Origin of the sequence: Empedobacter sp. UBA7252 (genome assembly GCF_002472765.1) — a bacterium.
GTDB lineage: Bacteria > Bacteroidota > Bacteroidia > Flavobacteriales > Weeksellaceae > Empedobacter > Empedobacter falsenii_B.
In genome coordinates this window covers 1-24,013 of sequence record NZ_DKSQ01000108.1, presented here as the reverse complement: position 1 = coordinate 24,013, position 24,013 = coordinate 1, and the positions used below count along the sequence as shown (strand labels likewise).

Genomic DNA, 24,013 nt, shown 5'->3' with positions numbered 1-24,013 from the left:
TCGAATCCAGTAGGGACCACAACAGAACTTCTTTCAAGAAATTGAAAGGAGTTTTTTATTTATTATTTTTTGTAATTTTATATAAATCAATTCTTATGAAAATTACAAAACTAGTATTACCATTATTTCTTTTACTTTCATGTTTCACTTTCTCCCAACAAAAAAGAAAACAACTTTACCTCCACCTAAAATAAAGAAAGTTCCACCTTTACCAGCTCCTCCAAAAGCTAAATTATACGAGCCAACTTTTGACAACGAATACTTTATTTGGAAACTAGAAAAAGACACGTTATTACCTGCTGAATCCCCTTATGAAATAGTTTTACAAGTCAATGATTACTCAGCTTTTATGAGAATAAATAGTTACCCAGAAGAAACTGAATATAAATCAAAAGTAGTATCCATTAAAAATGGTGATATTATCTCTAGAACAATATTAATGCAGGCTAATAATTATGACGTTGAAATAAAAAATAATATTCTAGAACTGAAAAATCGGAAAACGAATGAAGTTGTAAAGTTTAAAATTATAAAAAAGAGTGGAAAAATTATACAGTTACAAGATCTTAACTCTAAATTAATCTTTACAAAAGATGATAAATACGAATATTACGCTCCGCCTTCTTTGTAACTATAAAAAACTCCGATAACAAACTTCCTTCATTTAACTTGTTCTGAATTGATTAATAGTTGATTTTTCATTTCTTCATTAATATTAAAGATTGTTTTGTAGACCAAAAGGATTATATTACGATTAAATCATTCGTATTATTTTGCTTTATTGCTACGAATATTTCTAAAATATCATTTTGAATATCAATAGAACCTTTATTAACGATTGAAATTATATCGTCTAAAGAAATACTTTTATTTATAAAACTCTCGTCATAAGAACAGCTTTTGACATGATAGATTGCAACATATTTAGATAAATCATTCATGTCACAACTTTCAGTCAAAAGATTAAACCAACTATTCATCAAAATCAATTCTTGTACAAATAAATATAATAAAAAATCCCTCAGCGCTTGAACTGAGGGATTATCTTTTTAAAATCTTAATCTTACACCATTTTCGGTTGTAAATGCTTTTTTACGGAAAAGAAACAAAGTAAGTCCTCCAATAAAAATAGCCGAATCTGCGATATTAAATACAGGCTGAAAGAACTTATAATGTTGTCCGCCTATAATTGGAATCCAAGAAGGCCAATCGAACTCCACAATTGGGAAATAAAGCATATCTACGACACAGCCTGTAAACCAACCAGAATAACCAGCAAAGTTTGCTTGTGCGACACCTTGATATCCTACCCAATCCTGAAACATTTCATTGTAAGTAGTTCCTTTATCGAAAATAACGCCATAAAAAATTCCATCAAGTACATTCCCTATTGCACCTGCCAAAACAAGCGCAATCGGAATGATAAAGAAGTTATTATTTAGTTTTTTCGACCATGCATTAATATAGTAGATAATCATTCCGATTAAAGCAATTCGTAAAAGTGATAAAACTATTTTTCCTGTTTCTCCTCCGAAATGCATTCCATATGCCATTCCAGGATTTTCTACAAATGCTATTTTAAACCAACCCAAAACATCTACGTCTTCACCTAAAAAAAAGTGTGTTTTTACGTAAAATTTTGAAATTTGATCAATGATTAAAACCAAAATGGTAATGAGTACTACTTTTTTCAAAATACTTGATTAACGTTGCATATTTTTAGCTTCGATGCTTAATGTTGCATGCGGAACTAATTTCAAACGATCTTTGTTAATTAATTTTCCTGTTACACGGCAAATACCGTATGTTTTGTTCGAAATACGTAACAATGCATTTTTCAAATCACGGATAAATTTATCTTGGCGTGCTGCTAATTGTGCATTTTGTTCTTTCGACATGGTTTCAGAACCTTCCTCAAACGCCTTGAACGTTGGAGACGTATCGTCAGTACCATTGTTACTATCGTTCGTGTAAGCTTCTTTCAATAATTCGTAATCTTTTATCGCTTGATCTAATTTGTCTTGAATTATTGCTCTAAACTCTTCCAACTCTGCATCAGAGTACCTTACTTTTTCATCTGTTGTTGCCATACGCTTACAGTTTTGTAATCGCAATTTGCGTCATCAATCCATTAATTTCAACCTCTGCCCCATTTGCAACTAGGTCTTGTAAAACAAGATCTTCGGCTAATGTCTCAGAACAAATGTAATCTTTGTTTTGCTCGACTGCATTTACGATTGATTCATCATTTTTTAAGTTAAGTATAATTTTGTCGGTTACTTCTAGTCCGGTTTCTTTACGTATATTTTGAATTCTATTTACCAATTCACGTGCAACACCTTCATTAATTAACTCTTCTGTCAATTGTAAATCAAGTGCTACTGTCAATGTAGAATTAGAAGCAACAGTCCATCCTGGGATGTCTTTTGTAGCGATTTCAAAATCTTCTAAATCTAAAGTTAATGTTTTGTTGTCAATTAACAAATCTATTTTACCTGATTGCTCTAATTTAACAATTTCTTCATTCGTCAATTCTGCTGTAGCAGCCGAAATAGCTTTCATTTCTTTACCATATTTTGGACCTAAAGTCTTGAAATTAGGTTTAATAGATTTTACTAAAAGATTTGATGCTTCTTCGTTTGTTAAAAGTTGAATTTCTTTAACGTTAACTTCTTGTTTCAATAATTCTGATACAGCTTCCAAATTAGCTTTCATCGTATCATTCAATACAGGAATCATTACTTTTTGTAATGGTTGACGTACTTTGTTATCACTCAATTTACGAAGTGATAAAATCATACTTGTCGCCGTTTGTGCTAAATGCGTTTGTTCTTCTAATTCGGTTTTAATCAATGATTCGTCTGCAACGGGGAAATCTGCTAAATGCACAGATTCTGCAGGATTTTTACCTGTAGCTGCATTCAAATCTTTGTACAAACGATCCATGAAGAATGGTGCGATTGGCGAACCTAAAATAGAAACAGTTTCTAAAACTTTGTACAATGTTTGGTAAGCTGCAATTTTATCTTTCGAATAATCACCTCTCCAAAAACGTCTTCTTGATAAACGTACGTGCCAATTTGATAAATTATCAATTACAAATTCTTGAATAGCACGAGCCGCTTTTGTTGGTTCATAATCTGTTAAAAAGGCATCAACTTTTTTCGTTAATGTATTCAATTCAGAAATAATCCATTGATCTAATTCAGCTCTTTCATTTACAGGAATTTCTTCTTCTTCAAATGTAAATCCGTCCACATTCGCGTATAATGCGAAGAATGAATAGGTATTATATAATGTTCCGAAGAATTTACGACGAACTTCGTCCACTCCAGCAATATCAAATTTTAAGTTTTCCCAAGGTTGCGCATTCGCAATCATGTACCAACGTGTTGCATCAGGACCATAAGTTGCCAATGTATCGAATGGATCGACAGCATTCCCCAAACGTTTTGACATTTTTTGACCATTTTTGTCTAATACCAATCCGTTTGACATTACATTTTTATATGCTTTCGAATCAAAAACTAATGTTCCGATTGCGTGTAATGTATAGAACCAACCACGTGTTTGATCGACACCTTCTGCAATAAAATCAGCTGGATACATTGTTCCATTATCAATCAATTCTTTATTTTCGAATGGATAGTGAACTTGCGCATAAGGCATTGCTCCAGAATCAAACCAAACGTCAATCAAATCCGCTTCGCGTTTCATTGGTTTTCCTGATTCAGAAACTAATGTAATTTCATCTACTACATTTTTGTGTAAGTCGATTAAATCATAGTTTTCTTCTGTCATATTTCCAACTTCGAAATTTTGGAAAGGATTAGAAGTCATTACGCCTGTCGCAATTGATTTTTCAATTTCAGCAACTAATTCTTCTACGGAACCAATTACTGTAACTTCATCCCCTTCTTCAGTTCTCCATATTGGCAATGGAATTCCCCAATAACGAGAACGAGATAAATTCCAATCATTGGCATTTTCTAACCAGTTTCCGAAACGTCCTTCTCCAGTCGCTTTAGGCTTCCAATTGATTTCTTTATTCAATTCAACCATACGGTCTTTCACATCCGTTACCTTGATAAACCAAGAATCTAATGGATAATATAAAATAGGTTTGTCTGTTCTCCAACAATGTGGGTAACTGTGTTTATATTTCTCTACTTTGAAGGCTTTGTTTTGCTCTTTTAATAAAATCGCGATTTCTACATCAACCGATTTTTCAGGAGCAGTTCCATCATCGTAATATTCATTTTTTACATATTTACCTCCATAACCTTCTGGTAAATCAGCCACAAAACGACCTTGTAAATCTACTAAAGGAACAGCATTTCCATGCGTATCTAATACCAACATTGGTGGAACACCAGCTTCTTTTGCAACACGCGCATCATCCGCACCAAAAGTAGGCGCAGTATGTACGATACCTGTACCATCTTCTGTTGTTACGAAATCTCCAGGAATTACTTGGAAAGCATTCTCTGCATTTTCGTAAGGCAACGCCCAAGGTAATAGTTGCTCATAACGAGTTCCAACAAAATCAGCACCTTTGTATTCTCCTACAATTCTATAAGGAATTGTCTTATTTCCTGCCGCATAAACTTTAAAATCTTCTTCTGTTTCTGCTAAGAAATATGGTTTACCGAATTGTTTAGCAACCAATGGTTTTCCTAAAATTACGCGAATTGGCTCGAATGTATATTGATTGAATGTTTCAACTACAACATAATCGATATCTGGACCAACTGTTAACGCTGTATTTGATGGCAACGTCCAAGGTGTTGTTGTCCAAGCTAAGAAATACACATCTCCATCAAAATCATTGAATAAATCTGTAGAATCTTTGTTTACTTTAAATTGAGCAACAATCGTTGTATCTGTAACATCTTGATAAGTTCCTGGTTGATTTAACTCGTGTGAAGATAAACCTGTACCAGCTTTAGGAGAATATGGTTGAATTGTATAACCTTTGTACAACAAATCTTTGTTATAAATTTGCTTCAACAACCACCAAACAGACTCCATATATTTTGGTTTATACGTGATATATGGATCTTCCATATCCACCCAATAACCCATTTTTTCAGTCAAATCATTCCACAAATCTGTGTAACGCATTACTGTACGTTTACAAGCTTCGTTATATTCTTCAATTGAAATTTTAGTTCCAATATCTTCTTTGGTAATTCCTAATTCTTTCTCAGTTCCCAATTCTACTGGTAAACCATGCGTATCCCAACCCGCTTTACGAAAAACTTGTTTTCCTTTCAAGGTTTGGTAACGACAAAATATATCTTTGATAGAACGTGCTAAAACGTGGTGAATCCCTGGCTTTCCGTTTGCAGAAGGAGGACCTTCATAGAACACAAAAGATGGATTTCCATCACGCGTAGAAATACTTTTTTCGAAAACATTATTTTGTTTCCATTCTTCTAACGTTTCTTTTGAGACTTGTACCAAGTCTAAGTGCTTATATTCTCTAAACTTTTTTGCCATCGAATTCTTTCTTATTTCTTCTAAATCAAGGAGTGCGAATATAAGAAATTTTTACATATTTTTATTGTTATAGAAACGAAAATCATATTAATAATTGCTTAAATTTATACCAATATTATAGATTTAACAATTCTTGAATAAAAATCAGATGATTTCAGATTTAATTCAGGATTAAACAAATAATTAACAACAATTTTTAAAGATATTTTTTCGATGAAAAAAGGCTTCAAATATTACTCAATTCTATTTCTAATTTTGCTTTTTGCAAGTTGTTCCAAAAACGAAGATTATACGGTTTTGATTCCTACAGATGTAGATTTTGTTGCGTTGATAAATCCAAAATCAATTGCAGAAAAAGGTAATTTTCAGAAATTAGAACAATATAAAATTTATCAATTAGCCGAAGGCGAACTTAAAAATCAAGATCCAACTTTTGATCAATTATTAAATGATATCAAAAACAATCCGACTTCAGCAGGCATAGATATTATCAGCCCTATTTACATTTTTGGACAAAAAATTAATGAAAAAAATATGGTTGCGTTGATTACAAATATGCGTGACAAAGATCAATTTGAAAAACATTTATCAACCATTTACAAAGGTTTATACAAAAAAGATATTTCGTTTGAAAAGAAAGATGGTTTTACAACAATTTCTGGATTCAATAAACCGTTTATGGCTTGGAACAAATCTCAATTTTTATTGATTGTTTCTGAATTTGGTGTTGGAGAAAAAGCGATTCAAGATTATTTCGCGAAAATTATCAACGACAAACATTCACTTGCGAAAGAAAATAACAGCTTTGGAGATTTTGTTAAAAACTCGCAGGATATCAACATTTGGTACACTGGAAATTTCTTGAAAAACTTCTCGAAACATGAAAGTTCTGAAAAGAAAAACCTTGATTTCACAAAAAGTTCTTGGGTCAATTTTATTTCATTTACTTCGGACGGAATTAGTTTTACACAGAAATTTCATCCAGATGCGATTACAAAAGTTAAATTACAAAAACATCCGATGTGGAAATCAAAAATCAATACTGATTTTTTCAAGTATTTTCCTGCGCAAAGTTACATGAACATTGGACTTGGAATTTATCCTGCCAACACGCGTTATGTGTTCGAAAATCAGAATTTCTTGACTACTTTTTTAGAACAATATGAAATTGATTTGAACAAATTAGAACAAAGTTTTGAAGGCGAAGCTTTGTTTAGTGTATATGATTTTGAGATCGGAAAAGCATTTAATCCAAATGACTTTTTTGGGAAGAAAGAAGCTTTTATCAAGCAAGTTGTTTATCCTCAATTTGTTTTGGGAGGAAAAATGAAAAACGATCTTTTCTTCAACGAATTTATTAAATCTCATCAAGAAAATATTCAGAAAATTGGACCTTATTACATGTTACCAATTTCGACAAATATGAAGATTTATATGACATACAAAAACAATTTGATGTACATCACAAATAATCAATCGATTATGAATCAATATTTGAACAAAATGGTAAGTTCTTCAAATTTTGTCACAACAGGATACGCTACAAACGCTTCAAATCCAATGTTTGGTTACGTGAATCTAAATTTTGATCAATATCCAAAAGAAGTTCAAAAATATATTTATCAACAAATTCCGTTCGGAAACACGAAAGAAATGCAAACGGTTTTATCTTATTTTGATCACATCGATTACCGCGTTTCGAATGAATACACAAAAACAGGAAAAATACATATGAAAAAGACGGATAAAAATAGTTTGGAAGTGATTTTCTTACTTTTGGACCAAGCTTATTCACTATTTTTCAATCAAGCTGCACAACAAAATGGAAATTAAAATCAGTCAACTTGTTCCGCATCCTTTGAAAGAATTTGGGTTCGAACAATCTGAAATTTGGAAAAATACATACACTTTTTCAAGCGGAAATATTTATCAAATCGTTGCACATTCTGGTGTTGGAAAATCGACGTTGATTAATATTTTGTACGGTGATAGAAAAGATTATGACGGAGAAGTTTTGTTTGATGGACAAAATATTAAGAATTATTCTTTGAATGATTGGACAAAAATTAGACGCGAAAAAATTGCGTATGTTTTTCAAGGTTTACATTTGTTTGAAGAATTAACTTTGATGGAAAATATCCAATTAAAAAATGTATTAACACAACATCAATCCGAAAATCAAATTATTGAATGGATTGAAAAAGTTGGTTTAAAAAGTCATTTACATCAAAAAGCGATTCATCTTTCTTATGGTCAACGTCAACGAATTGCGGTGATTCGCGCACTTTGTCAACCATTTGATTTTCTACTTTTGGACGAACCTTTTAGTCATTTAGATGAAGTGAATCAACAACTTTTGATTGATTTGGTTACCAAAGAAGCTGCAAAAAATAACGCTGGAATTATTTTTACAAGCTTACACGAAATTCACGATAAACGCCTTACAAATGTCATTCAACTCTAAAACTTTAATTGAAAAATTGGTTCGTAAAAACCTAAGTTTCTTGCGAATTACAACCTTTTGTTTTTTCTCAATCATCGGATTTTTCATCTTGATTTTGGCTGGAACAATTTATTTGGATTATGCTAAAAATTTTGGAGAAGACAGTTCAGTTTGGAAAGCGAATTATGTGGTTTTGAATAAAAAAATATCGTCTTTACAAACGTTGACTGGAGAAAAACCAAGTTTTAGTGAAAATGAAATTAACGATTTGAAATCGCAAAATTTTGTTGCGAAAGTTGGAACATTCAAAAGCAGTCAATTTCCTGTAAAACTGCAAGTTGGTGGAGTTGCTGGAATTGGTGGTTTTTCGACTGATTTATTTTTTGAATCTGTTCCAGAAGATTTTATTGATGTAAAAGAATCTGATTGGAAATGGCAAGAAGGACAAGATTTTATCCCGATTATTATCCCGAAAAGTTATTTGAATTTGTACAATTTCGGTTTTGCAACAAGTCAAGGTTTACCACAGGTTTCGGAAGGATTATTTACTAAAATTCCTTTTCAATTGATTTTAGGAAAAGGAGAAAATCAGAAAGTATATCAAGCAAGAATTGTCGATTTTACCACAAAAATTAATACGATTTTAGTTCCCGAAAACTTTTTGGAATGGGCAAATCATAATTATGCGCCTCAAAAAAATACAGAACCTTCGCGAATTGTTGTTGAAACGAAATCTCAAGGAGATGAAAATGCTTCGACTTATTTTGAGCAACAAAATTATGATATCAACAAAGACGAATTGAAAAATAATGAACTGACGTATTATCTAAAATTAGCTTTTTCGTTGGTTTTATTTATTGGATTAATCATTGTTTTTGCAGCAATTTGGTTGATGATTATCAATTTTCAATTGATGATTGAAAAGAATAAACACAAAACGAAAGATTTATTTTTGATTGGATACAACATCAATCAATTAGCTCGTCCGTATCTTAAATTTTCGATTATATTTATGTTATTCAGTTATATAATTTCTATTCCATTAGTTTATTTTGTTTTAGATATCATCAAAGAAAAAGTCGGAAAATTTATGGCAACAGAAACTTCGCATGTTTGGGAAGTAATTGGTTTTGGATTAATCATCGTGATCATTTTATTCATCATTAATAAAATAATTTTGACACAATCGATCAAAAAAATTGCGTTGAAAGATTAATGCTAAATTTTATAAAGACATAAAAAAGGATTCTGATAAACTCAGAATCCTTTTTATTTATACTTAAATATTCTCGATTAGAACGAATATCCAACTCCTACAGAAAACGAATGATTTTTCACATCACCAACTTCTACATTGTTGTTGTTTTTATTATCTCCTATTTTAGTTAATCCCATATAGTATCTCGCTCCAACATTGATATTATCTGTTACATTATATCCCAAACCAAAGTTAACACCGAAATCAAAATCTTTTACATTATCTTTAATGTCAGTTTTTTCTTCCGTATTGTACACCGTGTTGTTTACATAAGTACTAACTTGCGTTTTATTACTCGCATATACATTGTATCCAAATTGAGGTCCAGCTTCTACATTGAAACGCGATGCTCCTGGATAATATTTGAACATTACTGGAACTTGAATATAATCTAAGGTTGTTTTATTTTTAGTTTTTACCGTTGTATTCCCAACTTCTGTTACTTCATCTTTCAACTTTCCTCCTATTCGAGCAAAATTAACCTCTGGTTGAACTGCAAAACGTTCTGTTAATGGAAAATGACCGTAAAGACCTGCGCTAAAACCTACTTTATAATCATTATCTTTCACATCTTTTCCATTAAATGAAGACATATTTACACTTGATTTAATACCAAATTGTGCAGATGTTGTTTTTTCTTGTGCGCTCAAACTAACAACTCCTAACATTGCAGCAGCAATAAAAAATAATTTTTTCATCTTTTTAAATTTTATAGTTCTAATTATGATGTATTCATAATTTCAAGTGCTGTGCCAAATAATGTCAAAAACAATATTTAAACACACAAGTTATTGATATGTTTATTTTTACATCATTTATTTTAACATAATTCTAATCTTCAAAAACAAAAAAGCTACATCTTTCGATGTAGCTTTTATCAATTATAAGTGGTCTATATTAGAATTTGTAAGCAAAACCAACAGATACTGCATTATATTTCCAATCTACAGTGTTATTATTTTCTGGACCAGCAGAAATTCCTTTATACCCTGCATATAAATCCCATGTTGAAGCAGAATAGCCAATTTTAGGCTGCCAAAATAAACCTCCTTCATAACCGTCAGTTGTAGCGAAAGCATAACCTAAATCAGCACCTACAAATAAATTATTTCCAAACTCGTATTTAGCTGTTGCTGCTAATGGAATAAATCCAACATCATCTTTTTCAGCTACAACTACATTATTAATTTTATACTCTTTTCCAATAAAATGATCATAACCTACTTTAGCACCTAATTTAAAGTTATTTGCAATAGGATGTAAATAAGCTAAATCTACTCCGATATTAAATGAAGATACATCTGCTGTCTCTCCTACTGGAATACCTACGTGAACTGTACCTTCTACTCCTGACGTTTGTGCTGAAACTCCTACCATACCTGCTACTGCGAAAGCAGCTGTTAATAATACTTTTTTCATTTTTATAATGTTTTAAAATATTTACAATTTTGTTAAACTTATTTGCATAATTTCAATTAATGTGCCAAAGTTAAAAACTAGATAATTATAAAAAATACTAAAATTAACAATAACCTAATATTCAGAACTTTATTTCACAAAAAAAGCTCCAAAATAATTTTTGGAGCTTTTCTGTGTTTATTGATTTGACTTATTGTCCGACCATTTTGTATAAAATATTCTGCTGTTGTTTTGCATAATTGGTATCAATTTCTGCAGCTACACCAATCATTTCGTCTAAATAATTAAACTGATTCATGATTTTTGCTTGATCAGCTGCGTCAACTTTTCCATCTGCCACAACTTCTTTATATAAGGTTTCGAATTTCTTCAAAACAGGATTATAAGCAGATTCGAAAACTTTCAATGCTTTTTCTTTATCACCTCTTTCACCTAAAGCGGAAGCTTCGTTGTAGATTGACATCATCAAATCGTTTTTTGCTGAAGCTAAATCAGATCCAACCGAATAACCTTTTCCAGAAGGCAGTGACTCGAAGAAGGCGATTTTCGCATTGGCTTGTTTACGAACATGTGCAAACAATTCTTGCGCTTTTTTATCCTCTCCAGCTTTCAAATAAATTCCGGCAATTCTACTTACTCCATAACCAATGTCGTATTTCGCTAAAGCAGGAATTTCTAACATCACTTTGTCTAAAACTGCAATCGCTTCTTTTTTGCGTCCAGCATTCAATAAATCATCTGCCAAACGAACAGCAGTATTTCTATAAGAAGATGTATAGTTACGCTCTGTCAAACTAAATGACGCATCAGGATTATTGTATCCAGACCATTTGTAAGAATTGAATGTTCTTAACAACATATCATTATCAGAAGCTCCAATAATTCCTCCTTTACCAAAAGGGGTATAAATCGGAACTAATTTATAACTCATTCCAGCATTCAATAAATAATCATTCATGTAGAATGTATTTTCTGGATCAGAAATTCCTCCACCACTAAAGTAAATAGGACGATCCCAATTGTATTTCGCCATCATTGACAACAACAATAAATTGTTTTTGAACAAACTTGATGCTTTGATATTAATTGTGATTGAATCAACCATTTTATCGGCATCTTTTGCACTTACAATTCCATATTTTAGCGCGTTTGCTTTATTTACAGGAACTACAATTTTAGAAACAGGTAAATAATTTGCTCCACCAATTGGATAACCAAAATAATCTGCTAAAGCTTGTTTTTCTGGTGATTTATTATCTAAAATAAAATCCATCGCTTCTTTAGCGGTCATACTATCTGTTGTGATATATTTTTGTAAAGGTTTTAAACTTTTATAAACTGACATCACTTGGTTTGGATCAATTTCAGGATCAGATAAATATTGAGCAACTTGCTCGATTGGCATTTGACTTAACGTTTCTAATGTTTGATTAGATCCTGGTTTGATGAAACCATTTATTTGATCAAAAATATTTTTAATTGAACCTCCAACCACAAAAATTTGATCGTTAGTTCCAGATTGATAATCTTTCGGTTTCAAATCACTTGGAAGTGGTGCTGCATTGTACGTTCTGCGTAATAATTGCTCTAAATTCCATGGAGAAGCAGCCAACGTTAAATTCGCAATTTTTACATCATCACGGAAATTTTCGGTTTCTTGTAATCCCCAAAGTGGATAAGTATCATTGTCACCATAGACAAAAAGAATAGCGTTTTTATCGAGCGGATTCAGATAATTGTACGCCAAAGAATAAGCTACAGAACGCTCTGAACGATCGTGATCGTCCCAGTTTTGAGCTCCCATTAAAATTGGAATACCAGCTAAAATAACAGTCGTTCCAATTGCTAAAGACGGTTTCAATTCTTTCTTCATAAATTTTTGAAGTAATAAATAAACTCCTTGCACACCCAATCCTGCCCAAATCGCAAATGCATAGAAACAGCTTACCAATGCATAATCACGTTCACGAGGCTCGAAAGGTTTTACAGATGTATAAAAGATGATTCCGACACTTGTTAAAATAAACAATGACAACAATGACCACCAGTTGACAAAATTTCTGTTTAATTGTGTAAATAATCCGATTAAACCTAAGAATAATGGTAACATGAAATACACATTTGTTCCATCATTTCTATATTCATCTGGTAATTTTGATTGATCTCCTAAACGTGGATTATCAATAAATGGAATTCCTGAAATCCAGTTACCTTTTGTAATCTCGAAATTACCTTCTAAATCGTTTTGACGACCAGAGAAATTCCACATAAAGTAACGGATAAACATATAGTTGATTTGGTAATCAATAAAGTAATTAAATTGTTCACCAAATGTAGGTGGTTCGATATCTAAAATCTCACCATATTTCTTAAGTTCTGCAACTTTTAATTGTCTGTTTTGACGTTTCTCTACTAATTGCGCGTACATTTGTTGCGCTTCTTTATCCCCCGCATATTGTGCATTCAAAGAGAATTTTGGAAAAGCATAAACTGCTGCATAATTCTCCATTACACCTGGGTCAGGACTGAACATTTTAGGGAAAAACTTCACATATTTATCTTCGTATGTATAATCTAAACGATCCGAAACTTTCAAATATTTTCCTGTACGTTTATCCTTAATATATTCAGAACTACGAACTGTACTTTCTGGCGCTCCATTAGTATCACGCTTGATTCCGTCACTTGCAATATGAGCCGTAAAAACTGGTCCGTACATCACAGGCCAAGAACCATATTGTTCACGATTAAAATAATCTAAAACACCCAAAGCTGTATCAGGATCATTCAAATTCATGTGAGGATTTGCGTTTGCACGAATCGGAATAACTAACCAACATGAGAAACCAATCAACATAAAAATCACACACCACGAAATTGTATTCAATAATGCTGAACCATATTTCTGTGTTAATTTAATCGCAAAATAGAAGACTGCGATTAAAATAATAGCGGCGATAATTGTCCCAGAATTGAAAGGCATTCCCAAATTATTGACTACATAAATCTCTGTTCTACCAAAGAAAGTCATTACAACTGGGAAAATTATTTTGAATACAAAAGCTAAAATAATCAATGTAATAACATTTGCGATTAAGAAACTTTTGATTGTAAATCTATATTTTCGAGCATAGTATACAAAACAAACTGCTGGAATTGCTAACATTGCCATTAAGTGAACACCAACCGATAAACCAATCACCAACGAAATAATTACCAACCATTTGTTTCCTCTAGGTGTATCTGCGACTTGATCCCATCTTGTAATCAGCCAAAATAATAGCGCAGTAAAGAAAGATGCCATTGCATAAACTTCTCCTTCTACCGCAGAAAACCAGAATGTGTCGCTAAACATAAAAATTGCAGCTCCAACTAATCCACTTCCTAATGTTATAATTTTTTGAGAAGCATTTAGTTCAATCGCATCGACATTCATTGGATCTTGCGTTTTTGCAAACATTTTTCGAGCAAAATATGTAATTGTCCAAAACAAAAACATAATTGTTCCTGCACTATACAAGGCAGATGTACTGTTGATTAATATGGCGTATTTGCTTCCGTCACCAAAAGCTAAACCAGACCAAACTGCTCCCATTATTTGGAACAAAGCTGCTCCTGGTGCATGCGTAATTCCCAATTTTGCTGATGATACAATGTACTCACCACAATCCCACAAACTCAGGTAACGTTCCATCGATGCCAAATACAATATTGTCGCTATCAAGAACATCGCAACACCCAAGATGTTGTTCCACTTTTTGAAATTTATATCCATTTTGTTTTAATAAACTATCTTGCGAAAATAAGATAAAAAATTGATATAGCTTAGGATTGAAATGATTAAATTCTGATTAGAATCTCATCTAAACAATATAGATTTATCGAATATTTTAAAATTAATTTTAAAGTTTCTAATCGATTCATTTACATATTAACAAAACATCAAATCCTTCAAAATAAAGATACATTTTCTCAAATAGTTTTGATTCTAAACTTTTTTCATCTAAATTTGCAATGCAAAAAGCAATGCCTTTAACAGACAAAATTCTACAAACGGGCTTCACTTTTGACGATGTGTTATTAGTGCCTGCCTACTCAGAGATATTACCGAACCAAGTATCTCTACAAACAAGATTCACAGACAATATCACCCTTAACATTCCGATAGTTTCTGCTGCGATGGATACTGTATCCGAAGCAAGATTAGCGATTGCATTAGCTCGTGAAGGAGGTTTATCTTTCGTTCACAAAAATATGTCGATCGAAGAACAAGCGAATGAAATTGATATGGTAAAACGTTCGGAAAACGGAATGATTTCTGATCCAATTACTTTATCTCGTCATCACAAGTTGCAAGATGCAGTAAACTTAATGGAGAAATACAAAATCTCTGGTTTACCAGTTGTTGAAGAAGATAGAACATTGGTTGGAATTATTACAAATCGTGATATTCGTTACCAAGAAAACTTCGATCAATTAGTAGAAGACGTGATGACAAAAGAAAATATCGTAACTTCTGATATTGATACTGACCTTAAGAAAGCAAAAGAAATTCTTTCTCGTTACCGTATCGAAAAATTACCAATCGTTGACGAAAACAATAAATTAATTGGATTAATCACAATTAAAGATATTGACAACTTAACTGAATTCCCTAATGCATGTAAAGATACAAAAGGTCGTTTACGTGTTGGTGCTGGAGTTGGTGTTGGTGCTGATACATTAGAACGCGTTCAAGCTTTAGTAAACAAAGGTGTTGATATCGTAGCGTTAGATTCTGCTCACGGACATTCAGCTGGAGTTATTAGTAAAGTTGCTGAAGTTAGAAATGCTTTCCCAGAATTAGATATTGTTGGAGGAAATATTGTAACTGCAGAAGCTGCAAAAGCTTTGATTGATGCTGGAGCAAATGCTTTAAAAGTTGGTGTTGGACCAGGGTCTATCTGTACAACTCGTGTTGTAGCTGGTGTTGGTGTACCTCAGCTTTCTGCTATTCATGATGTACATTCTTACGCAAAAACAAGAAATGTTTCAATCATTGGAGATGGTGGAATCAAATTGTCAGGTGATATTGTAAAAGCAGTTGCTGCTGGTGCAAACTTGGTAATGTTAGGAAGTTTATTTGCTGGAACAGATGAAGCGCCAGGAGAAGAAATTATTTTCCAAGGTCGTAAATTCAAAGCATATCAAGGAATGGGTTCTTTAGCTGCGATGAAACGCGGCTCTAAAGATCGTTATTTCCAAGCCGATGCGAAGAAATTAGTTCCAGAAGGTATTGAAGGTCGTGTTCCTCACAAAGGTTCTATTGCAGAAGTTGTTTACCAACTATGTGGTGGTTTGCGAGCTGGAATGGGATACTGTGGAACTCCAACTATTCAAGATTTAATTGAAAACGGAAAATTTGTTCGTATCACAGGTGCAGGTTTAAATGAATCTCATCCGCATGATGTTGTGATTACAAAAGAAGCTCCTAATTATTCGAATTAAGAATTATCAATATATTAAACAAAATAGCAAGCTAATTGGCTTGCTATTTTGTTTTTAAAACGATATATCCTGTTTTAAGTGTCTCTTTATCATCTTTTATTATAAACCAATAAGTCCCTGTTGGCAATACAAAATTATTATGTTTACCGTTCCAAGGCAAAATATCATTTACGATTCCATTCGCAACTATTTTACCATATCTATCAAAAATCTGAATTTTAGCATTTTTATAAAAATCTTTATTTCTCAAACTCCAAGTGTCATTAATTCCATCACCATTTGGTGATAAAAAATTGAAGCCGTTTGCAATATCAAAAGGTATAGGTCCAAAAACACAACCTAATTTAGTTTTATACCAAATACTAATTAAATCTGCTGTTTGATTGAAAAATGTACCACTATTCTGAAAAGTAATGCCATCTAAAGAATAACTATCAATATTAGCATTTGGAAAAGGAATTATCGTAATACTATTAGAAGTTGCAGTTACTTTTTCTATACGCGATCTTTCTTTCTCCGGAATCACATTAATTTTGAGACTTGATTTACAACCCAAATCATTATCAAAATAGACAATCCACTCTCCCAAGGCATCAACTTTCACTTCTTTTTTAGTTGATTTTAAATCTCCATTAAAATACCATTCGTAATTAGATTGATTATCTGGACCATTAACCACAAAAGGAGTTCCACAAAACTCAAATTCAGTTTTATCCATTTGAGTGGAATAATCTTTTAATTTTAGCTCTATTACAGAATACGATACACATTGCTTTGAAAAATCTTTAAACGATATTTTCAAATAAACTTTATGCTCCTCTGTTGGATGAATCAGATAATTTCTCCAATCAGATTCTTGGATTAGATTCTTATCCAAAGTCATATCCAGTTGAGTTTTATAAAGACTAAATACTAAAATTCGTTCATCTGTAGGTACATTTATAAATGCTTCAATTAAAGAAATTTTGGTTAAATCATACTTTTCATAATTTGCTTCTATACAACCAAAAATAGATTCGCCGTTTAATCCAGGTGGGGTTCTATTCCTATTGTAAATGACTTGAACTGGAAAAGTTTCTATCGGATTATGTAACGTATTCTCTATAAATTTAAAATAAAATATCTTCCTTTCTTTATCTCCATCATCTATTGTAAAAATCCTTTTCACTCTAGGATATTCTATTGTAAAATTAGAATTTTTATAAACACGCCCGTTGTGTGTATATTTTATAGGATCTAAAGTTGGGTTTTGTCTATAAAATTCCGCTTGAATTTCATCTAGATCTGTAGGTGTTTCTATGATTAAATCATTATTAAAATTATAACCTAAACATTTATTAATTTCTACCTTTCTTATAGTCGATTGACCTAAAACAGTACATAGTATATTAAAACAACTTATAAAAAAAACAAACCTTATACCTTTCATAAACATTATCTTCTAGTGAAATTACGATTTTTTTTTCATAAAAAAACAGCTACTTCAGTAGAAGTAGCTGTAAAGTATTAAGAAAAATGTGATACTATTATTTAGCAAAAAATAATTTAGAATCAATTTCATCACCATTGCTTAATTTAGATGAAGCATCTTTATAATTCGCTCCATTTAACGATGGTTGTGTAATTGGATAACGTACACGTGCTGGCAAGTCTTTAGCAACAACATTACCTGACATTAATGGAGTAAATGTATAAGTAGCTCCATTATTATCTTTTGCTGTTTGACCTGGTAATAATAAAATTCCTCCATTTGGATAACCTGTTCTACGGTATTCATTCCAAGCTTCAGCTCCTTGCATGTATAATGCAATATATTTCTGCGTAATAACGTTTTCTTGATTTGCAGCTGGTAATGCATTTACATAAGCTGTAGCTTTAGTTGCATCAACACCCCATTTATCCATAGAGGCTTGTACACCTGCTTTATAATGAGTTGCATCCCATCCATTAATTTCTGATAAGATAAACTCTACTTCAGCATATTCCATTAATACTTCAGCAAAAGTAGGCGTCATTACATACTTAGAAGTAAATGAAAGTTTAGCTGTTTCATTATTTAGTGATAACATTGTATCTGGAAGACCATAAGGCATACCTTGATATTTTGTTAGATCATCAGTATCAGAATATGATGCTGGATATACTTGAGACTTTTTAAGACCAATAGGTGCTGCATAAACTTGTAAACGAGGATCCACTCCAAAGTTTTTTGTTGATTGACCTTTTAACAAGTTAATAAACTGTTTATTCGTCGCAAAATCTGTTCGCATACTTCCTGTAAAGAAAGTTGCCCAAAATGGAGATCCTTCTGCAGCAGAACTACCAAAGTTTTGAGCTGCATTATCATCATTCGATGTAAATACTCCTTTTGCAATTGCATCTGTGATATGAGCGTTTGCTGAAGGCAATTTAGCTTTTACACGATTAGCAATTCTTAAACGCAAAGAGTTTGCAAATTTTTTCCATTTAGCAACATCTCCTCCATAGATATTATCCCCACTAGAAAAACCAGACGCATTCACATCCAATTGCTCTGATGCCTCTTTTAATTCTTTTAACAAATCTTCATAAATAACTTGTTGAGAAACATATTTAGGTGCAGCGTAATCATCAATTTGTAAAGCTTGGAAATCTGCATTTTTATTCCCGTGAGACCAATATGGTACATCACCAAAACTTGACACTAATTGATCAAATGTATATGCTAACATTATTCTTGAGATAGCAATTTGATTATCTAAATCACCATACTGTCCCATTTGAGCTGCAGTCTCTGGATTTGTACATTTATCAATAATATCTTTAAAGTTAGATGCTGATCTATATAAAGCATTCCAACCTCCTGAAGTTTGAGTATCACGATATTGATACTTATCTTCTTCAGTATAGTTAATTTGTGCTGTATACTGCATCCAAGGCATTGACATACGTGCAGACCACCAACCATCTCTTGCTGTTGACATTAAATATCTTGTAGCTCCATTAAAAATAGTATATGTAGGTACAATTTCAGGGCTATTCGGATTTTCATTAAGCTCTGCTAATCCATTATCACAAGAAGTGAACATTGCAGTAGAACCTAATAAAGTAGCCATTAATAAATATTTTCCGATATTCTTTTTCATAACTCTTTTTCTAAATTAAAATTGTAATTTAAGATTCATACCAAAAGATCTTGTTGAAGGTAAAGACCCTCCTTCTAATCCTTGTACATTTCCTGAACCTCCTGTAGCAACTTCTGGATCAAAATTCTTATTATCTAACCCCCATGTAGCTAGATTTCTTCCAAATGCAGATACAACTACATTAGAAAATGGTCCAGCCCATTTTTTAGGGAAAGTATATGATAAAGTAACCTCTCTTAATTTGATGTAATCAGAATCAAATACGTTTTGAGATGTTGGTCCTGAATAATAATTTCCAAAATATGAAGATGCATCAACAACTTTTGTATTTTCTGCTGTATTTGTTACTGTATAAGTTCCATCTCCATTTGATTTTACTGAACCAGTAACACCCTGAGAAATTACACCGTTTTCACGCACTCCATTTGCTGCTGTTTCTTCTAACATACCTGAGTACATACCCCACATATTTGTTAAAGCAAAGTATTTACCTCCTTTTTGCACATCTACTAACGCAGATAAAGAAACACCTTTGTAAGTAAATGTGTTACGGAATCCCATGTTATAGTCAGGTAAAACAGAACCTAAATTCTTAACGCCAGAAGATAAATACAATCCGTTAGCCCCAACTACTTTATTACCTTGATCATCATAAATAAAGTCAGTTCCACGGATTTGACCATATTTAGAACCTAACATTGCATAAACCCCAGCTTTAAATGGTGCTTGAGCTAATGTAATAGATTGTAAGTCTCCGTATAATTCTACAATTTTGTTATCATTTTTTGCAAAGTTCCATGCAAAATCCCAAGAAAATTCTTCAGTTTGGATTGGTGTAATCTTCACCATTGCTTCAATACCTTTATTTTCCATTACCCCAGCATTATACCATTTAGCAGTAAACCCAGTTTCAGCAGGAGTTGTATTTTGTACAATTAAGTCGTTTGTTTTTTGTTGATAATAAGTAACATCAAATCCGAAACGATTTTTAAAGAATTGCATTTCTAAACCAACCTCCCAAGAATCTACCATCTCAGGTTTCAAATTTTTATTTGCTTTAGCTAATGGTAATAAATAATAAGGATCTCCTAAATTTGTAGTTCCTGTAAACGTAGAATTAGCATATGTATCAATTAAATTGAAAGGATCTGTATCATTTGCTACACGAGACCAACCTCCACGAATTTTACCAAATGTTAACCAATCTTGTTTAATCAAGTTTGAGAAAACAAACGCTCCAGATACTGAAGGATAAAAATACGAGTTATTTGCTTCTGGTAAAGTAGATGACCAGTCATTACGAGCTGTTACATCTAAATAGAATATATCATAGAATCCAAAAGAAGCACCTGCAAATACAGAATTTACTCTTTTCTTAGATCTATAATTAGATACAGTTGGTGATGCCATTGAGTTAGACAACGAATATAAATTTGGAACAACTAATCCTCCTGAAGTAGCTGCATTTACATTAGATCTTGTCTCATGACGTCTATTAACCCCTGCGAAAGCATTCACACTAAAATCAGTCCATTTCTTTTCATAGTTTAAACGCCCTTCGTAGTTCATCTCTGTAAATTGACGAGTATATAAACTATATCCTGATGTCGCTTGAGATCCTACTGCAACTCTTTCTTGAATTTGTAAGTTATAATGATCTCCATAAACAGCTCCAGTTGCATACAACCCTGGTAAGATGTCATATCTTAATTTTACGTTTCCATAAAAACGATCACGTCTATCGTCAGAAGTATTCTCATTAATAATCCAATATGGGTTATCAGAATATAATGGTGTGGCATTATTCCAAGCAGTTCTGTTCCAAGATAATTGTTCTCCTTTACTGTTTTTATAATTTTTTAAAGCAGCAAAATCTAACGAACGTTGTCCCCATTGATAGAACTTCTGAATAACTGAATTATCTCCATATCCAAACTCAGGACGATTAAATCCATCAGTTCTTACATAGTTCATATCTCCAGAAACTTGAAATTTCTCTCCAAATTTATTGTCAATACCTACATTAACAGTTGTTCTCTTTAATGTAGAATTAGGAATAATACCTGATTGATTTACATTTGATATTGCCAATTTAGCATTTGTATTCTCATAAGATTTAGAGAATGCTGCCGAATTAGTATATGTAATTCCTGTATTATAGAAAGAATCTACATCATGTTCCGGTGATTTCCATTCTCTGGCAACCATATAATTTGTTGGATCTTCTGGGTTAAAGGCATTCCAATGTAATACCATTTGACCATTGTATTTTGGTCCCCAAGATTCATCCATTTGATACTCTACAATATTGTATTGTTTTCCATCTACTGTAATTGTACTAAACGTATCCTTAGATCCACCTCCATAAGATTTTTGAAGCTTAGGACTAATTGCTACTTGATCAAATGAAACCCCCGTGTTAATAGTTATTTCATCACGACCTTTTTTACCTTTTTTAGTCGTAATCATAATTACACCATTAGCACCACGAGACCCATATAAAGCAGATGCTGGACCACCTTTCAATACGTTGATTGATTCAACATCATCAGGGTTCATATCAAAAGCCCCATCTCCATAATCGCGACCTCCACTACCACTTGAAGCACCAGAACCATTAACGTTGTTGTTACTCATTGGTATACCATCGATAACTATCAATGGTCTATTTTCTCCAGTAATAGAACGTAACCCTCTAAGAACAATACGAGTAGACCCTCCTAAGTTACCAGAGTTGTTAGAGATTGACAAACCTGCAACATTTCCTGATAAGGAATTTAAAGGGTTGCTCCCTCTTGCAGCAGAAATCACATCTCCTTTAACTTCTTGCGAAGCATATCCTAATGATTTTTTTTCACGTGTAATACCTAATGCGGTTACTACAGCCCCTTCTAACTCTACTGTATCAGAAGCTTTAAGAGTTACTTTATATTCTGAACCAGCACCAACTGAAAAAGTTTGAGTTGGTAATCCCATTGCTTCTACTGTTACTAAATCTCCTTGTTTAGCTTCAATACTAAACACACCATTTTCGTCAGTGTAAGCTTCTTTTCCTGATGTTGTTTTTACAACAGCATCAGCTACTGGAAGTCCATCAGAGTCTGTTACAGTTCCTGTAACAGTCTTTTCTTGCGCATATAATGAAGTTCCTAAAAGAAGACCTCCTAATACAAACAAGTTTTTTAAATTTCTCCTCATCTGTTAAAACATTTTTAAAACTTTCATAAACTTAAGATTTCTCTAACATTTACAAAACTTTTTTATGCTAAATTTTGATAACTTTGTTAAAAATATAAAAAATTGTACAAAGTTTTATCAAATCACGAATATGAAATAGGTTGCGATGAAGCAGGAAGAGGATGTTTAAGTGGTCCTGTCGTAGCAGCAGCCGTTATTTTGGGAAATGATTTTGAAAATGAAATTATTAATGATTCAAAACAATTATCTGAAAAGAAAAGAAATTCGTTGAGAACATTTATAGAAGAAAATGCTAAATATTGGGCAATTGGAATTGTTTGGCCAAATGAAATTGACGAAATAAACATCTTAAACGCTAGTTTTTTGGCCATGCATAGAGCAATAGATCAATTAGATTGTCCGAAAGATTTGATTGTTGTTGATGGAAATCGTTTTAATAAATATCATGATGTCCCACACAAATGTATTATAAAAGGTGATTCAAAATATATGAATATTGCGGCAGCATCTATTTTAGCAAAAACGTATCGTGATGAATATATGGAAAAAATCCATGAAGAATTTCCAATGTACGATTGGAAAAAAAACAAAGGTTACCCGACAAAAGCTCATCGATTAGCAATAAAAGAATTTGGAGCTACTCCTTATCATAGGATGACATTTAAGTTATTACCAGATCAATTAAGCTTAGATTTATAGAAAATAAAAATGAGAGCATTATATAATGCTCTCGTTTTATATATAATATTATATAACGTTATTCTAAATCCTCACAACATCTGGAACTAATATCTCATATTTTCCCCCGTTTCGCATGACATCACGAACAATACTTGAACTGATGTAAGCTTTCCCAGAAGATGTCAATAAAAAGATTGTTTCGATATTATGATTTGTAATTGCTCGGTTTGTGTGCGCAATCGCTTTCTCAAATTCGAAATCGGCTGGATTACGAAGTCCACGTAAAATAAATTGTGCATTTACTTCATCACAAAAATCGACAGTCAGACCTTTGTAAGCCATTACTTCTACATTTTCGAATTTCGCAACCGAATCTTCAATAAACTTAATTCTTTGCTCCAAAGAGAACATATAATTCTTCGATGAATTTGTTCCAATTGCAACAATAATCTTGTCAAATAAAGGAACTGCACGCTCTATAATATCTAAATGCCCTAAAGTAATTGGATCAAAAGATCCAGGAAAAACGGCTATTCTATCCATGCTGAAGGTCTATTTAAAGCAAATTCTATTTCACTATCCATCAAATCTTCCAAAGCAATTCCTGCATGAGCAGCTTGCTGAGGAAAAATACTTGCAGGAGAAAAACCTGGCAACGTATTCATTTCAATAAAATGCGGCTCTCCGTTTACAATAATATATTCTGAACGCGAAAAACCAGACATATTAATACATTTATATGCTTTAGCCGCAATTTCTCTTACTCTTGCTTCAACTTCTGGTGTTAAACGAGCTGGTGTAATTTCGTCAGACAAACCATTATATTTTGCATCATAATCAAAAAATTCTGTGTGTGAAACTATTTCTGTAATTCCCAGCACCATTGTTTCTCCTTTGTAA

The 24,013-nt window shown here is 32.4% G+C and carries 17 protein-coding genes and 1 pseudogene; 6 read left to right on the top strand and 12 right to left on the bottom strand.

Going from position 1 to position 24,013, the window contains the following annotated elements:
* Positions 1-139 precede the first annotated feature (139 nt).
* Entirely contained in the window at positions 140-631 is a 492-nt protein-coding gene (locus tag B2X73_RS14925; RefSeq protein WP_286494701.1) for a hypothetical protein, read from the top strand.
* Between the two features lie 112 nt (positions 632-743).
* Here B2X73_RS14925 and B2X73_RS14920 read toward each other — a convergent pair whose 3' ends face one another.
* The 4 genes from B2X73_RS14920 to ileS form a co-directional block, all read right to left on the bottom strand.
* Positions 744-980 (bottom strand): hypothetical protein, encoded by a 237-nt coding sequence (locus B2X73_RS14920; RefSeq protein WP_219033648.1) that lies wholly within the window; start codon positions 978-980, stop codon positions 744-746.
* A 69-nt stretch (positions 981-1,049) separates the two neighbouring features.
* Positions 1,050-1,694: a lipoprotein signal peptidase gene (locus tag B2X73_RS14915; protein WP_038331916.1), complete on the bottom strand. Its 645-nt coding sequence runs from the start codon at positions 1,692-1,694 to the stop codon at positions 1,050-1,052.
* Positions 1,695-1,703: 9 nt separating this feature from the next.
* Entirely contained in the window at positions 1,704-2,090 is a 387-nt protein-coding gene (locus tag B2X73_RS14910; RefSeq protein ID WP_038331914.1) for a TraR/DksA family transcriptional regulator, read from the bottom strand.
* Positions 2,091-2,094: 4 nt separating this feature from the next.
* A complete protein-coding gene (gene ileS / locus B2X73_RS14905; RefSeq protein WP_291096840.1) occupies positions 2,095-5,502 on the bottom strand; it encodes an isoleucine--tRNA ligase in 3,408 nt (1,135 codons plus the stop codon).
* A gap of 213 nt (positions 5,503-5,715) precedes the next feature.
* Here ileS and B2X73_RS14900 point away from each other — a divergent pair, with 213 nt between their 5' ends.
* From B2X73_RS14900 to B2X73_RS14890, 3 genes are read left to right on the top strand one after another with little or no spacing between them, the layout of a single operon-like run.
* On the top strand, positions 5,716-7,335 hold the full coding sequence (locus B2X73_RS14900) for a DUF4836 family protein (protein ID WP_291047100.1): 1,620 nt from the start codon (positions 5,716-5,718) through the stop codon (positions 7,333-7,335).
* Positions 7,325-7,966 carry an ATP-binding cassette domain-containing protein gene (locus B2X73_RS14895; protein WP_291096838.1) on the top strand — a complete coding sequence of 214 codons (642 nt, stop codon included), beginning with the start codon at positions 7,325-7,327 and terminating at the stop codon, positions 7,964-7,966. Before B2X73_RS14900 ends, B2X73_RS14895 begins: the two co-directional genes overlap by 11 nt.
* Positions 7,950-9,161, top strand: a complete 1,212-nt coding sequence (locus B2X73_RS14890; protein ID WP_291096837.1) for an ABC transporter permease — start codon at positions 7,950-7,952, stop codon at positions 9,159-9,161. The genes B2X73_RS14895 and B2X73_RS14890 overlap by 17 nt, the downstream gene beginning before the upstream one ends.
* 77 nt (positions 9,162-9,238) lie before the next feature.
* On the opposite strand, the gene B2X73_RS14885 is transcribed toward B2X73_RS14890, so the two are convergent.
* The 3 genes from B2X73_RS14885 to B2X73_RS14875 form a co-directional block, all read right to left on the bottom strand.
* Positions 9,239-9,901, bottom strand: a complete 663-nt coding sequence (locus B2X73_RS14885) for a porin family protein (protein WP_291096835.1) — start codon at positions 9,899-9,901, stop codon at positions 9,239-9,241.
* A gap of 199 nt (positions 9,902-10,100) precedes the next feature.
* Positions 10,101-10,622 (bottom strand): hypothetical protein, encoded by a 522-nt coding sequence (locus B2X73_RS14880; protein WP_171623459.1) that lies wholly within the window; start codon positions 10,620-10,622, stop codon positions 10,101-10,103.
* 190 nt (positions 10,623-10,812) lie between these two features.
* Complete coding sequence (locus tag B2X73_RS14875; protein WP_291096833.1) at positions 10,813-14,397, bottom strand: DUF2723 domain-containing protein; 3,585 nt, start codon at positions 14,395-14,397, stop codon at positions 10,813-10,815.
* 251 nt (positions 14,398-14,648) lie between these two features.
* Between B2X73_RS14875 and guaB the strand changes: the two genes are divergently transcribed.
* Positions 14,649-16,109, top strand: a complete 1,461-nt coding sequence (guaB, locus tag B2X73_RS14870) for an IMP dehydrogenase (protein WP_291096831.1) — start codon at positions 14,649-14,651, stop codon at positions 16,107-16,109.
* A 43-nt stretch (positions 16,110-16,152) separates the two neighbouring features.
* Here the strand turns inward: guaB and B2X73_RS14865 are convergent, their stop codons facing one another.
* The 3 genes from B2X73_RS14865 to B2X73_RS14855 all read right to left on the bottom strand — a co-directional run bounded on the left by B2X73_RS14865 (position 16,153) and on the right by B2X73_RS14855 (position 22,432).
* Entirely contained in the window at positions 16,153-17,538 is a 1,386-nt protein-coding gene (locus tag B2X73_RS14865; RefSeq protein ID WP_291047106.1) for a T9SS type B sorting domain-containing protein, read from the bottom strand.
* Positions 17,539-17,635: 97 nt separating this feature from the next.
* A complete protein-coding gene (locus B2X73_RS14860; protein WP_286494709.1) occupies positions 17,636-19,234 on the bottom strand; it encodes a SusD/RagB family nutrient-binding outer membrane lipoprotein in 1,599 nt (532 codons plus the stop codon).
* 15 nt (positions 19,235-19,249) lie between these two features.
* Positions 19,250-22,432 carry a SusC/RagA family TonB-linked outer membrane protein gene (locus B2X73_RS14855; RefSeq protein ID WP_291052035.1) on the bottom strand — a complete coding sequence of 1,061 codons (3,183 nt, stop codon included), beginning with the start codon at positions 22,430-22,432 and terminating at the stop codon, positions 19,250-19,252.
* A gap of 102 nt (positions 22,433-22,534) precedes the next feature.
* Between B2X73_RS14855 and B2X73_RS14850 the strand changes: the two genes are divergently transcribed.
* Entirely contained in the window at positions 22,535-23,131 is a 597-nt protein-coding gene (locus tag B2X73_RS14850) for a ribonuclease HII (RefSeq protein WP_280036862.1), read from the top strand.
* A gap of 63 nt (positions 23,132-23,194) precedes the next feature.
* Here B2X73_RS14850 and coaD read toward each other — a convergent pair whose 3' ends face one another.
* Positions 23,195-23,656, bottom strand: coding sequence for a pantetheine-phosphate adenylyltransferase (gene coaD, locus B2X73_RS14845; protein ID WP_115001540.1), 462 nt, complete (start codon positions 23,654-23,656; stop codon positions 23,195-23,197).
* Positions 23,644-24,013 (bottom strand): annotated as a pseudogene (locus tag B2X73_RS14840) (D-alanine--D-alanine ligase); the annotation flags it as partial. The gene coaD and the pseudogene B2X73_RS14840, both read right to left, overlap by 13 nt.

Coding starts and splice junctions, on each gene's coding strand:
- B2X73_RS14925 (WP_286494701.1), top strand. CDS start 140: ATGTTTCACTTTCTCCCAACAAAAAAGAAAACAACTTTACCTCCACCT.
- B2X73_RS14920 (WP_219033648.1), bottom strand. CDS start 980: ATGAATAGTTGGTTTAATCTTTTGACTGAAAGTTGTGACATGAATGAT.
- B2X73_RS14910 (WP_038331914.1), bottom strand. CDS start 2,090: ATGGCAACAACAGATGAAAAAGTAAGGTACTCTGATGCAGAGTTGGAA.
- ileS (WP_291096840.1), bottom strand. CDS start 5,502: ATGGCAAAAAAGTTTAGAGAATATAAGCACTTAGACTTGGTACAAGTC.
- B2X73_RS14900 (WP_291047100.1), top strand. CDS start 5,716: ATGAAAAAAGGCTTCAAATATTACTCAATTCTATTTCTAATTTTGCTT.
- B2X73_RS14895 (WP_291096838.1), top strand. CDS start 7,325: ATGGAAATTAAAATCAGTCAACTTGTTCCGCATCCTTTGAAAGAATTT.
- B2X73_RS14890 (WP_291096837.1), top strand. CDS start 7,950: ATGTCATTCAACTCTAAAACTTTAATTGAAAAATTGGTTCGTAAAAAC.
- B2X73_RS14885 (WP_291096835.1), bottom strand. CDS start 9,901: ATGAAAAAATTATTTTTTATTGCTGCTGCAATGTTAGGAGTTGTTAGT.
- B2X73_RS14880 (WP_171623459.1), bottom strand. CDS start 10,622: ATGAAAAAAGTATTATTAACAGCTGCTTTCGCAGTAGCAGGTATGGTA.
- B2X73_RS14875 (WP_291096833.1), bottom strand. CDS start 14,397: ATGGATATAAATTTCAAAAAGTGGAACAACATCTTGGGTGTTGCGATG.
- guaB (WP_291096831.1), top strand. CDS start 14,649: ATGCCTTTAACAGACAAAATTCTACAAACGGGCTTCACTTTTGACGAT.
- B2X73_RS14865 (WP_291047106.1), bottom strand. CDS start 17,538: ATGAAAGGTATAAGGTTTGTTTTTTTTATAAGTTGTTTTAATATACTA.
- B2X73_RS14860 (WP_286494709.1), bottom strand. CDS start 19,234: ATGAAAAAGAATATCGGAAAATATTTATTAATGGCTACTTTATTAGGT.
- B2X73_RS14855 (WP_291052035.1), bottom strand. CDS start 22,432: ATGAGGAGAAATTTAAAAAACTTGTTTGTATTAGGAGGTCTTCTTTTA.
- coaD (WP_115001540.1), bottom strand. CDS start 23,656: ATGGATAGAATAGCCGTTTTTCCTGGATCTTTTGATCCAATTACTTTA.